We start from the raw sequence: 13,357 nt of genomic DNA on the forward strand, positions 1-13,357 counted from the left end.
GTTTCTTTTTCAAACAGCTTCTCTGAGGACGATCGTAACGGGTGTCAGCTGTATGGTGGTTTGTAGAATTTGAGATCCCGAAGTTGTGACCGTCAGTTCCCGAAATTCTATATAGCGGATAAGAGTTTACCACTACGGATCAGAGATAGCTCGGACGTGACACTGCCTGGGAACGAACTCGAGTGACCCAATGGACTGTCGCTGGAGCCACAAAACAGCGCTCGACACGGGAAACGACGACGGCTTTGTCGCCTCCCGCTTCCCGTGTTCCCCACTCGACAGCGGTGATATCGAACCGGCAGTCGACACGTCCGAGGGACCCGTCGATTCCGGTTATCGACAGGATCAGACGGTTTCACAGAACGTGCGAGACGTGGAATCGACACTCGGCACAGACAGGCTAGTTCGGAGTGTAGCTATCGCGTCGGGAAAGGCGGTGTACTAACAGAGGCGACACTACATCCGGCTATCGTTCGGACTACGGGGAACGAAATCCGAGAAGGACACCCGATCGAGCACCTGTCGAACTGCCAGGTGATCGTCGGCGGATTCGACGGTCCGATGAACGCGTCGCATACACTCGAGCAACCCGTCGACGGCGGCACGGCGGGTCGATACCCGACCGATCGCGTCGGAGACGGAGCGGTCCCCGAGGGGGTAGCGGTAGCGGAGTTCCCAGTAGCGGCTCAACCCTAGTCCCGGATGGCAGTGGGCTGCCGTCGATCGATCCGCGACGAGTTCGAGCGGGGGCTGTGCGTACCGATAGGCGAGTTTGCCGTCCTTGAGTTCGGTTTCGCCCCACCCCGGCGGCAGCGCTTCCGGGGGAATCGGCCGGTTGTCGGCGGGCATGTGTGTCGAGTCGCCGGTGGAAGCGGTGATCGTTCCGCTTGCGAGTGCAACGATCGCCGTCTTGGGCGGCGACCGTCCGACTTTTGTCCTCGCTCGCGCTCGTATCGGGTATGACGGAATTCGACCCCGACAAATTCGAAGACAAGTACGCCCACTACTTCACCGAGCTCCAGCAGGCGTACAAGAACGCGTTCAACCGGATGAACGACCAGTACGACTCCGAACTCGTCCACGCCATCGACCAGCAGGTCCTGAACGAAAGCGAACCGTTCTACGACGGGGACGGCGAGTTCCGTATCGACCTTCCCGACGACCCGTACGGCCGACTGTCCGGCGGGCTCGTGGATGAAGACCGATTCGAGGACGTACTCGAGAGCCACGTCGAAGAGATCGAGACCGAGCTCGAGCGCGTCTTCGAGTTCGACTGATCGAAGGCCCCAGGACCGTGTTTTTCGGCGTTCCCGATCGAGAAGACCGGACGGAAGGTTTAGGGGCACCGACACCCAAGGGCCCTCTATGAGCACGGAGTCTCAGAACGACGGAGACGACCTCGAAGACCGCGTTTCGAACTTCCTGCGACGGAACTTCCCGCAGATCCAGATGCACGGCGGCAGCGCCGCGATCCAGGACTTGGACCGCGAGAGCGGTGAAGTCACGATCGCACTCGGCGGCGCTTGCAGTGGCTGTGGCATCTCCCCGATGACGATCCAAGCGATCAAGAGCCGAATGGTCAAAGAGATTCCCGAAATCGAGAAAGTTAACGCCCACACCGGCATGGACGGCGGTGGCGGCGACGCGGGCGGTGGCATGAGTCCGTCGTTCCCCGGCGAAACCGTCGACGACGACGGCGAACCCGACGAAGGCCCGGAAGCCCCGTTCTAACCTCGAGTTCGATCTCGGTCGTTGCTTTTCAGCGTTTCAGGTTTACGTTCACGTTCGCGTCTACATCATAACACCCGTCTCGACGGGTTACTCGCGTATCCCTCGACCGTGTTCCCACGTCCGAACGAGAGCCGTGAGCACGCGGTTCGTCGGGACCTCGATCCCCCGTTCGGCCGCTCGGTCGACGACGTAGCCGTTGATCGCATCGATCTCCGTCCGCCGGTCGGCCTGCAGGTCCTGTGCCATCGAGGACGTGTTGGGTGCGGTCGCGTCGGCGACCGTTTCCACCGCCTCGAGTGCCTCGCGGTCGGACACCGCGACGCCACACTCGCGTGCGACTCGCGCGGCCTCCGCCGTCGCCTCGCGTGCGAGATCGTTCGCCGGTCCCCCGAGGACCGCGCCGTTTTCGGTGGCCGTCAGTGCGGTGATCGGGTTGATCCCGGCGTTGACGGCCAGTTTCTCCCATAGCCACCGCGGCATGTCGTCGACCACGGCCGTTTCGATCCCAGCCTGAGTGAACGCCTCACCGACTTCTTTCGCGGGCTGGGAGACGCCGCCCGTTCGGTCCCCAAGCACGATCTCCCCGCGACCCGTACACTCGACGACGCCAGGCTCCCGACGGACGGCACCGTAGGTCGCGGTCCCGGCAAGCACCGGCGTCCCCTCGAGTCGTCCGGCGAGGGTTTCCTCGTTGCCCATGCCATTTTGCAGCGAGAGAACGGCGTCGAACGATCCGGTCGCGAGCGCGTCGGCCGCGGCTCCGGTGTCGAAGGCTTTGACGGTGACGACCGCGAGGTCGGCCTCGAGTTCCCGGCCGTCGCTCGTCGCCGCCGGAAAGACGCGGTCGTCGAACTCGCCACGGAGGCGAAGGCCGGACTCACGAACGGCTCGAGCGTGGTCCTCGCGCGCGACGAGCCACACGTCGTGTTCACGGGCGAGTAGCCCGCCCACGAGGCTGCCTAAGCTTCCAGCCCCGAAAACGACCGTCTCCATGATTCGAGCAGTGGTGGGAACGGTAAAAACGGTTTTCGTCCCCCCTGAGTTATCCCGGGGAGAGCCGTCCGACGCTACAGTCGGGAGAGAATCGCGCTCGATGGGACCATAAATCCCATATTGCTATATAGAATTCCCGTACAGTCGGTACGCCCGGTTCGATTCGACCGAAAAAACAGAGTATCCGTCCGGCACTCGATCGGCGACAGAACTGGAAGGCAAAAAAGAACGAGCGGTCAATAGTCGAGGACAGGAACCGCCACGTCACACCGACCGACGGGAGAGCCCCCGGCGGTTCGGCGAATCTCGACTCCTCGACAGAACAGCCTACATGAAGTCCTCGATGCCGGACTGCTTGTTTTTGTCGTTCTCGAAGATACTCTCGAGGGATTTCTCGAGCACCTCTAACCGCTGCTTCGTGTAATCCCGGCAGTCGTACTCCTCGGCGACCTGGATCGCAGTCTGCATGTACTTGTTGACCGACCCCTGGTGGACGGTGAGGTTGACCTGGCCGCCACACTCCCGACAGTCGCCGGTCAGGGGCATCCGGCGGAACTTCTCGCCGCAGTCGAGACACCGCGTCTCCTGGCGGGAGAACGCCCGCAGATTGCCGATCAGGTCCGGCAGGAAGTGGTACTCGATGACCCGCTCGGCGACGTCCGTCTCGTCGACGGCCTCGAGTTTGCGCGAGAGCTCGAGTTGGGCGTCCATCTTCTCCATCATCGACCCCAGCGTCTTGTACGCCGAGAGGTCCGGCCCCATCGCGATGTCGGTGGTGTCGTGGGTATGCTCGAAGCCGGTGTACTCGCCGTCGGTGCCCAGCGTATCTTCGCCGATCTGAATGTCGACTGCCTCGGGGTCGGCCTGCTCGAGGGTGGCCTCGTAGAACTCGCGTGGGTACTGCGAGACGATGTCCATGTTGTGGGCCTCGTCGTCGATCTCGGAGGGGTCGATGCGGGAGGACATGACCAAGGGTGCGTCCATCGAGTTGTGCGCGTAGAGCCAGTTCGCCGTGAAGATCGGATCGCCTCCAACCTGCAGGTCGTAGAGGTAGCCGTCGTACTCGACGCGTTCGATATCGGTGATCCGGAGATACGAGAGATCACCGTCGACCAGCGGTCGGATCGCCTCGAGTTTCGGCTCGGCTTCGTCCGGAAGATCGCGCTCCTCGAGTTCGTCGACGATATCCTCGAGCTTCTCGAGCGAGATGTTGTCGCGGCGCTTCAGATACTTTGGAACCAGCTGTTTGATCCCCTTGATCTCCATCTCACGGATCTCCATCAGTTCGTCGGGAATGGAGACGACGAGACTCTTTGGGTGATACGGTTCGTCCCCGTCGAGGATTTGCTCGAGCGGATTGCGGGACGCACCACCGGAGACGGAGACCGTATAGATCGGCTGTCGCGACGAATCTCGCTCGCGACGCGAGACGTTCGCGACGAGACCGAGTCGATGACAGCAAAACACGATCCCGTCTTTGACGTCCTCGCTCGTCGTGTGGAATCCGATCGACGTGTGATTGTCGTCGCTGGATTCGGAGCCGTCGCCGGCGATGAACCCGCGAAGGAACGCGAGGACGATGTCGCGTTCAGCGCGAAGGATACAGTCAGGAACGATCTTTTCGCTCGAGTCGTACGAGTCGCAGTCCTCGAAACCGAGTTCGTGCAATACGTCGAAGAAGACAGCCGGGAACGCGACCTCGTAGGCCTTGTTCGACCAGCGCACGCTCGGTTCACAGCCGAGTACGGACTCGGTCGTCTTGACGAGCCGATCGACGAGGTCCTCGTCGGCGTTGTGAATCGCTGGTCGGGTTCCGGAAAGCGTCCCTTCGGCGACGAACATCCCGATCAGCCACGCGAACTCCTCGTCGATGTCGATGTAGCGGTCGATGCAGTCCGAGGACCCTTGCCAGCCGACCGAACACTCGTCGGGGAGGTCGGCGTCGCCGTGTTCGGCTTCGATTTCTTCGAGCGTTTCTCGACGAACCTTCTTCTTCGAGAGCCGGTACGAGAGCCCACCATCGAAGGCGACGCGAGTATCGCCACCCCGTTCGGCGTTGTTCCAGACTTCGGTCAGCCACCCCTCGTGCTCGTCGTCGAGCAACACGTACGGCTCGCTGACGCACTCGAGGGCGTCGATCATCGTTTCGATCGGTTCGACGTCGAGGTTCTGTGGTGCAACGATCAGGTCGCCTTCCTCGAGATCGGAGCCGGCGACCTCCTCGATTCCGTCGTCGTACCGGAAAAGGCTGTGATCGGTCGTGATCTCGAGTTCGCGTCCAAACTGCGTGGAGATTCGCAGTAGTTCCTCGTCGTCGTCGGCCTCGTACCGAATTGCCTTCTCGATCGGCTTCGGTGCTGCTTCGTGGTCGTCGTTGAATGCATAGGTCGTCCATCCCTCGAGCGCGGCGGTCTTCTTCTGGAACTTGCCGTCGATCTCGATTGGCACGTCGAGTTCATCCCAGAATTCGTCGAAGGTCATGAACCGCAGGTTCCCGTCGGGATCGAACGCGATCAGCCGGGAGTCCTCCGCGACGCTGCCGCCGCGTTTGTCGGGGAGGTACGACCGCGAGAAGTTCAGGAGACCGTCCATGAGCAACATCACGCAGTCCTCGTCCCCGTCGCATTGTGCCGTGTGGAGTCCGTTCGCGACGAGCGTGTTCGTGTCCGAAACCGTGAGGCAGTAGGTGTACTCGACATCGGATGGGACGATTTCGGCTCGTTCTACTATATCAACCTCCGGACGACCACCGTCTGTGATACCCACTGTTCGTGCACTCGAGTTCGCTCCGTTCGCCGAGTCAGCGCCCGCCGGAGTCGGAATTTCGTCGCCAGCCTCGAGTTCACTCGCGGCGACCCGCTCGAGACCGGCGTTCCAGACGACCATCGTGTGGTCCGGTGTAACCGTCAGCGACCGACCGCTACGGGTTTCGACGCGGATCAGATGGTCGGGTGCGGGATGTTTTGAAACGGCCTCGACCGATCGGGTTACGTGACGTCCGTCGTCGTCGATCGACGGAACGGTGATAGATCCGTCGAGATCCTGAATCAACGTTCCAAAGTCGTCTTCCCGCGGGTCAGTCAGCCGTGACTCGACGAACGTTGCGATCGACGCTTCGCGTTCGGTTCCGGACTCGTCTACGTACCGAATCGTAGTTTCCGGGTGGAAGCAGTTCCGACGTTTCGCAGCGTGAAAGTACGGATGAGCGTATCCGACTGCTGCGCTCGTGAAACCGATCACTCTCCCGACAGTTGCAGCGCTCGTGTGCGGTGCCATCCCGAACACTAGCTCCCCCACGAGGTCCTGACGATCCTCGAGTTCGTAAAACGGCTCGAGCCCGTAGTACTGCTCGAGCAGGTCGTCGATGAAGTCGGCCGTCTGCATCATGTGCTCGGCCGCGCCGTCGGAGAGGACGATGTCCTGTACTTTCAGCTCCACGAGCTGGTCTTCGTGGGTCAGCGGTTCGCCGTGGATGTCTTCCTCGTAACCAAGCGCCTGGAGTTGCCCGACGTCGATGTCGAGTTCGCTGGCCCGGACCGACGTGACCGGGAGGTCGGTCATGTCGTAGCGGACGGTGCCGTCCTTGAACGACGAAACGTCGTGTTTCGCGCGCAGAATCCCCTTTTCGATCGGTTCGGGGACCTTGTTCGTCGAGGACAGCCCCTTGACGCCTTTCAGGATGTCGAAGGCGTTCTCGCGTTCGCCGACGGTTTCGAGCGCCGAGCGGTACTCGTCGTTGACGTCGATGTCGCGGTTCTCGACGCAGGTCCCCTCGATCTCACAGCGGTCACACTCGACGCGGCCGGCGTCGTCGGGCTCGAGTTCTTGATCGCAGTCGGGACACCGGTAGTCGGGTTCGGTGCGTGCGTTGCACTCGGGACAGCGATTTTTGAACGTCTCCGTATCACAGTCCGGACAGCGTTGACGGCCGACCTGGACCTCGACGATGCCGGGCGTATCCGACATCGTCTCGGCGTGTTTGGCCGCGTCGGCGACGTTACGCTGTGTGCCACCGGCCTCGCCGATCGGGAACAGGGTGTGGACGGCGGGGCTCAGATCGCGGCTTTCGGACTTCTCGGGACGGCCCATCCGGTTGCCGATCCGTGTGGGGGCCCGTTCCCGAATTTCGAAAGGAGCGACCTCGTTGACCGCTTCGACGGCGTTGTCGCCATCTTCCTCGTGGCCCCAGGTGCGAGCGCGTTCCGAGAGGTCGTCGACGGCCCAGGTTCGCTCGAGTTCGGTCGTCGGCTGCTCGGCTCGGGCCTCGGGGTCCTCGTCACGACCGTCGGCATCGGCCTCTAGCGCGGCCCCGTCGGTGACGGCCTGCCGGGGTTCACAGCCGACCGTCCGGACGAACGGTCGCCAGTCGTCGACCTCGATACGGCCCTCGTCCTCGCGCTGGCGGTGCTCGATGACGATCGTCTCGAGGGCGGCGGCGACGGCGTCGTCGTACGCGAGGACGAGAATGCTGTCGTCCCCGTTCCCGTTGACGCTGCCGTCGCCGTCCGCCTCGACTTGCCCGTCGGCCACGGCATCGGCGAGATCGCAGAACGCGTCGACCGAGATATCGTGCCAGAGGTAGGTGTATTCGGGGTGAAGCGGCGCGTCGTACTCGAGCGCCCACTCGAGGGCTTCTTCGGGGTCGGGAAACTCGAGGTCGATCGCGGGGTCGTCCTGTAGCGCCTGGATGTCCGCGCCGGCGGCCGCGAGGTCCTGGAGCCACCACTCGTAGGTGTAAGAGGCTGGCGCGAGCGGATGGTTGTTCTCGACGAACTCGCCGTAGTTGACCAGATACTCGCCGAGGTCGAGGATCTTCTCGACGCCGTTGCGGATCTCTAAGGCGTCCTCGGGGTCGTCGATCCGGCGGACGTCGCCGTTTGCCAGTTTGACGGTCGGTCCTTCGATGGAGTCGACGGGGACGACGCCGGCGGCCTTGCCTGGGCGTTCGGTCTTGATCTGGGTGCCGGTCGCGAGGAAGTCATCGACCAGATGCATCGCGGCGGGGTGGACCCCGGCGGTCGCGAACCCGTGATTGCGCGCGCGACCGTAGCGCAGGCGAAAGCCCCCTTCGGCGCAGGGATGGGAGAAAACCGGTCGGCCGGCGATCAGGTCCCGGAGGAACTTCTTGGACTCGTCGACGCGGGGCGGTCCCGCCGGCTCGTCCCCCTCGCCCGTCTCCGCACCGGACTCGTCGTCGCTCGCTTTCCCGTCGTCTTCGTCGGCCTCCTCGCCGTCGTCTGCCCCTTCGTTCTCGGCACCGTCGTCGCCGTCGCCGTAGTTGCCGTCGATCAGATCTTGGAGCCAGGGCCAGTCGACCTCCTCGAGATTGCGGGTGTAGCGCTGGATCTTGGGGGCTTTCAGGGCGATCCCCTCCCCCAGCACGAGACACATCCCACCGCGGGCGCTGTTGGTGTCGACCCGCTCTAAGTCACGGAATCCCGAGACCTCCTCGTCGCCGGTGGCCTCCCCGTCGAGCATGATGGGGAGGTTCTTGGCGATGAATTTGGCCTCCTTGTCCTTCGGACAGTACTGGAGGCCGGTCTCCTTGTCGTAGAGGGCGATCTCCTCGGCGTAGCGTTCGATCTCGTCGTCGCGGGCCTTGTACTGGTCGATCCCGACCAGCGCGCGGGTGTAGTCGGCCACGAGCACCGAGAGAGCCTGTGCGGTACCCCCCGCAGAGCGGATCGGACCGGCGTAGTAGACGTTAACGAATTCCGTCCCGTCGTCGTTCTCGAGAATTTCGACCTTGTCGATCCCCTCGATGGGGGCGGCGACGACCCCCTCCGTCAGCAGGGCGACCGCCGTCCGAACGGCACCCTCGACCTTGCCGGCTTTCGTCTCGTAGTCGCCGACCCGGCCCTCCGCGAAGTCCTCGGCGAGTTCCAGTGCGGCCTCCTCGCGGGACATCTCGCCCTCGAGTTCGCGGACCCGTTCGGCGACGCCATCGATCCCGAGGATGTTCTCGACGCGGTCGGCCATGTCTCGCGCGGTCGGAATCTCGACTTCCGGTTCGGGGTCTGCGCCGCGTTCCTTGGCCTCCTCGGCGACATCGAACGCCGACTCGAGCTGGGATTCGAGCCGCTGGAAGTACCGTTCGTCTTCCTCGCGCATCTCAGAGCCAGAGATCGAGTTGGGTCGTCTCGTCGTACTCGCGCTCGAGGGGTTCCTCGAAGACGCGCATGTAGACCTCGCCGGCCCAGACCGTCGCCTCGTCGAGGTGACCGGCGTAGGCGGCCCCTTCGTCGTCGGAGAGGACGGCGTGGGTGTGGGCAAAGCGATCCCACTGGCTGGACTCCGTCTCGCTGTCCGCCGAGTCCGACTCGGCGACCTCGAGTAGGGAAACGTTGCCGACACAGCTGGCGACCTCGAGCGGGTCGTCGAACTCGACGGGGTAGTACTCACAGTCCGCTTGATCGTAGAACCAGAGTTCGGCGTCCTGGACGGCCCCCAGCGCGGTAAACCACGCGGCGTCGGCATCGACCGCCGCTGCGAGCGATTCGATCTCCGCGCGCCAGTCCGCGCCGGTCTCGAGGCGAGCGACGTACTCGTCGCTCGTTTCGACGGCTCGGTAGTTCATACCGAGTCAGTGTGTTCGCCGGGAGAAAAAGAGCACCGGTCGTCGACTCACCGGCTCGTTTCGGCCCAATCCGCCGTTACTCGTCGGTCGGGACCAAGAATGTACAATAACGCTGTGACCCGAGAAAAAATGAGCACAAACGCGGAATTCCCCGGCAAAAGTTACAGACGGTATCGCATAACCAGGGGTAAACGCTAACACGAACCGAAACCAATAAGTGTTTTTCCCTCGGCAAACCGGATGGCATGGGAACAAACCTCAATGGACTCACCCGTCGACGGGTGCTTACCTCGGGTGCTGTGACCGCAAGCGTCGCGCTTGCTGGCTGTATCGGTGGAAACGGAAACGGCGACGACAACGGTGACGACGTCGCGGACATCAGCGAATACCAGTACGACAGGGAAGAGCCGGACGACGAAGACCGAAGCGACTCCCTCGAGTTCCTCCAGCCTGCGGAACGGGACGAGGACTTCGACCCCGTCGTGTCCTTCGACTCCTACAGTGCCCAGGTGATGAACCTGGTGTTCGACAATCTGTACGAGTGGGACGACGAGATGGGGCTCGAGCCGAAGATCGCCGACGGAATGCCCGAAGAGCAAGACGACGGCGAAACGTACGTCTTCGAGATCAAGGAGGGTATCGAGTTCCACAACGGCGACGAGGTGACTGCCGCAGACGTCGCCCACTCCTTTACCGCACCGGTCGAGGAGGAGACGGACAACGCAGCGTCGTACGCGATGATCGAATCGACCGAGGTCATCGACGACCACACGCTCGAGGTCAACCTCGAACATCCCTACGGTCCGTTCACGATGGTGACGATGGGAGTCGAGGTCGTTCCGGAAGACGTCCGGACCGACGACCGCGACGCGTTCAACACGGACCCGATCGGTTCCGGTCCGTTCCAGTTCGCCGACTTCCAGCAGGGCGAGTACGTCGAACTCGAGCGGTGGGACGATTACTGGGACGAACCTCACCCGCACATCGAGGAAATCCGATTCGAGGCCGCGCCTGACGACGCCAACCGCATCGCACAGATCCTCGCAGGCGACACGGACGTCATCGACACCGTGCCGGCCACGGAGTGGGACGAAGTCGAGGGTGCCGACGACGTGGTGATTCACGGAAGCCGCAGTCCGTCGTACATGTACCTCGCGTTCAACTGCAACGAGGGCGAGACGACCAACCCCGACGTCCGGCGTGCGGTCGGCCACTCGTTCTCGATGCATGACTTCGTCAACGAACACCTCGGTCCGGCGGCCGATCCGCTGGTGAGTCCGGTCCCCGAGATCACGAACGATTCGGGAGACTGGGACTTCCCAGTGGACGATTGGGCGGAGATGATGCCCGAGTACGACCCCGACCAGGCACAGGAACTGCTCGAGGACGCCGGCGTCCCCGAGGACTGGGAGCCGACGATCATCGCTCCGGAAGGGGGGCCACGCGAGGCGCTGGCCGAGCGCATCGGGTCACGGCTGACCGAGATCGGCTACGGAGCCGACGTTCAGGGGATGTCGTTCGCGACGCTGGTCGATACGTACACCACCGGAAACGCCGACGACTACGAGATGTACCTGCTTGGCTGGACCGGCGGCCCGGACCCCGACGCGTACTTCTACAACCTCTTCCACGAGAGTCAGGAAGGCGTCGGCCAGGGTCACTTCTACGAGGGACAGGGCGACTTCCACGATAGCATTATGAACGCCCGTCAGAGTGCCGATCAGGACGACCGACGGGAGCTGTACATCGACGTTACGGAGGAGATCCTCGACTATATGCCCGTCCTTCCGGCGTACTCCGAACACAACACGATGGCCGCTCGCGAGGAAGTGAAAGACCTCCACGCGCATCCGGCCGTGAGCTTCAATCCGCGAATCGTTTCGAACTACCAGAACACCTGGATCGACGAGTAACCGGGAGTTTCGGGATCGGGACCGGGGGACGCCCCGGCACCCGATCCGCGTCCCGATTCAGTACGACCACCGCTCCGATACCGCTCTCGAAACACGCTACCGGAACTGACACTAAGGCTCGAAGATAGCCACCATCGATTCAACTTATGGGACTCCTTCGCTACACGACGTATCGATTCCTGCAGGCGATCCCCGTCCTGATCGGTATCTCTATCCTGACGTTCGTTCTCGCGAACCTGACGCCGGGAGATCCGGTCAGGCTCATGCTACAGGGGGTAGAGGCTGACCAAGAGATGATCGAACAGGTCGAAGCCAGGTACGGGCTCGACCGGCCGATGCACGAACGGTACCTCGACTACATGGCCGGGCTCGTACAGGGCGACATGGGACACAGTTTCCACCGGAACCAGGACGTCGCGTCGCTGATCGCCAGCCGGATCGGCCCGACGCTGTTGCTCGTCCTGTCGGCGTACGCGTTCGCGCTCGTCACGTCGATTCCGCTCGGTATCATCGCAGCCAAACGACGGAACGAGCCGTTCGACCACGTTTCCCGAATCGTCGCGTTGCTGGGTGTGAGTACGCCCTCGTTCTGGATCGGCATCATGCTGATCCTGATCTTCGCGGTCCAGTTGGGATGGCTGCCGTCAGCGGACCTCGTCTATCCGTGGTGGTCGCCCGAAGTCTACGGCCACGACGGGTATCTCGAGCACTTCGTCGAGACGATCAGGCACCTGGTGTTGCCGATGATCGCGCTCGGAACCTTGCAGATGGCGACGTTGATGCGGGTCGAACGGACCCAGATGATCGAGTCGCTGCAGGGCGAATACGTCAAGCTCGCGCGTGCATACGGCGTTCCCGAGCGAACGATCCTCCGGAAGCACGCGTTCCAGGTCGCACAGTTGCCGATTATCACGATCGTCGGGCTCAACCTGTCGACGGCACTCGGTGGTGCCGTCCTCATCGAGTTCGTCTTCAACATCAACGGGCTCGGACGGTTGTTCTACGAGGCGATCATCCAGCTGGATTACCAGCTCATCATGGGTATCACGATGATTATCGCGACGATGTTCGTGATCGGTGTCATCATTACCGACATCGCGTACGCGTACATCGATCCGCGCGTCACCTACGGGGAGGCTGAGTAACGATGGCAGTAGGAGAAACGCAGGTCGAAAGCGGTTCCGAACCGGGAACCAAAGAGGTCGAGACGGGCTGGCGAGCAACGTTACGGAAGATCAAGCGGGATACGACCGCACGATGGGGACTGTACGTTATCACGTTCGTGTTAGCCATCACGGCGTACACGCTCATCGACGGCAACCTCTCGCGGCTGACGTTCGGGAACGTCTCGGACTTCGCCATGGCGGAGGCGTTGCCGATCTTCGAACACCCCGAGCGGCTCCCGCCGCCGGGTGAAGCCGACACGAACGTCCCGCCGGCGTTCCACGCCGACGGGTCGATGGCACATCCGCTGGGTACCGATCCGAACGGCCGGGACTACTTCACCCGGATCGTCTACGGTGCTCAGGTGTCGGTCAGCGTCGGGCTCGCAGCGACCTTCCTCGGGCTGGTCGGGGGAACGATCGTCGGGGCTGTCGCCGGTTACTACGGTGGCTGGGTCGACGATCTCCTGATGCGGGCTGTCGAGACCGTCTACGCCATCCCGCCGCTGATCCTCATCATCGTCTTCACGGTGTTCGTCAGCGGGGGTAGCCCCGACGTACGGTTCGCGATCATCGGGGTCGGAATCGCCTTCATCCCGGTGTTCGCCCGCATCATACGCAGCGAAGTGCTCTCGGTCCGCGAGATGGACTACATCGAGGCCGCCCGGGCAGCGGGGGTGAAAGACCGTAACATCATCTTACGTCACGTGATCCCGAACAGCTTCGCCCCGGTCATGGTCTATGCGACGCTCCAGATCGGCGTGACGATTCTCATCGTCGCGGGGCTGTCCTTCCTCGGGTTCGGTGCACAGCCGCCGACCCCGGACTGGGGAGAGATGCTCCAGACGTCACACAGCTACATGCACTCGAACGTGTGGCTCTCGATCTGGCCCGGCATCGCGATTATGATCACCATCATGGGGTTCAACCTGTTCGGCGACGGTCTGCAAGACGCCCTCGATCCACGGATCAACGATTAA

General features: G+C 62.7%; 9 protein-coding genes. 5 read left to right on the forward strand and 4 right to left on the reverse strand.

Going from position 1 to position 13,357, the window contains the following annotated elements; translation table 11 throughout:
* Positions 1-456 precede the first annotated feature (456 nt).
* Entirely contained in the window at positions 457-849 is a 393-nt protein-coding gene (locus tag C446_RS16825) for a hypothetical protein (protein WP_006674330.1), read from the reverse strand.
* 110 nt (positions 850-959) lie between these two features.
* Between C446_RS16825 and C446_RS16830 the strand changes: the two genes are divergently transcribed.
* Together C446_RS16830 and C446_RS16835 are read left to right on the forward strand one after the other, a co-directional pair.
* Entirely contained in the window at positions 960-1,277 is a 318-nt protein-coding gene (locus C446_RS16830; protein WP_006674331.1) for a DUF5783 family protein, read from the forward strand.
* An 88-nt stretch (positions 1,278-1,365) separates the two neighbouring features.
* Positions 1,366-1,731, forward strand: coding sequence for a NifU family protein (locus C446_RS16835; RefSeq protein WP_006674332.1), 366 nt, complete (start codon positions 1,366-1,368; stop codon positions 1,729-1,731).
* Positions 1,732-1,818: 87 nt separating this feature from the next.
* On the opposite strand, the gene C446_RS16840 is transcribed toward C446_RS16835, so the two are convergent.
* The 3 genes from C446_RS16840 to C446_RS16850 form a co-directional block, all read right to left on the reverse strand.
* A complete protein-coding gene (locus C446_RS16840; protein WP_006674333.1) occupies positions 1,819-2,724 on the reverse strand; it encodes a ketopantoate reductase family protein in 906 nt (301 codons plus the stop codon).
* Positions 2,725-3,051: 327 nt separating this feature from the next.
* Positions 3,052-8,835 carry a DNA-directed DNA polymerase II large subunit gene (locus C446_RS20145; RefSeq protein ID WP_006674334.1) on the reverse strand — a complete coding sequence of 1,928 codons (5,784 nt, stop codon included), beginning with the start codon at positions 8,833-8,835 and terminating at the stop codon, positions 3,052-3,054.
* 1 nt (position 8,836) lies between these two features.
* A complete protein-coding gene (locus C446_RS16850; RefSeq protein ID WP_006674335.1) occupies positions 8,837-9,301 on the reverse strand; it encodes a PPC domain-containing DNA-binding protein in 465 nt (154 codons plus the stop codon).
* Positions 9,302-9,546: 245 nt separating this feature from the next.
* Here C446_RS16850 and C446_RS16855 point away from each other — a divergent pair, with 245 nt between their 5' ends.
* From C446_RS16855 to C446_RS16865, 3 genes are all read left to right on the forward strand, one after another.
* Positions 9,547-11,214, forward strand: coding sequence for an ABC transporter substrate-binding protein (locus C446_RS16855; RefSeq protein ID WP_049920321.1), 1,668 nt, complete (start codon positions 9,547-9,549; stop codon positions 11,212-11,214).
* Between the two features lie 146 nt (positions 11,215-11,360).
* Complete coding sequence (locus tag C446_RS16860) at positions 11,361-12,359, forward strand: ABC transporter permease (RefSeq protein ID WP_006674337.1); 999 nt, start codon at positions 11,361-11,363, stop codon at positions 12,357-12,359.
* A 2-nt stretch (positions 12,360-12,361) separates the two neighbouring features.
* The gene (locus tag C446_RS16865) at positions 12,362-13,357 is read left to right on the forward strand and encodes an ABC transporter permease (RefSeq protein ID WP_006674338.1); all 996 of its coding nucleotides are present in this window, start codon (positions 12,362-12,364) and stop codon (positions 13,355-13,357) included.

The sequence above is a fragment of the Halobiforma nitratireducens JCM 10879 genome, assembly GCF_000337895.1.
GTDB lineage: Archaea > Halobacteriota > Halobacteria > Halobacteriales > Natrialbaceae > Natronobacterium > Natronobacterium nitratireducens.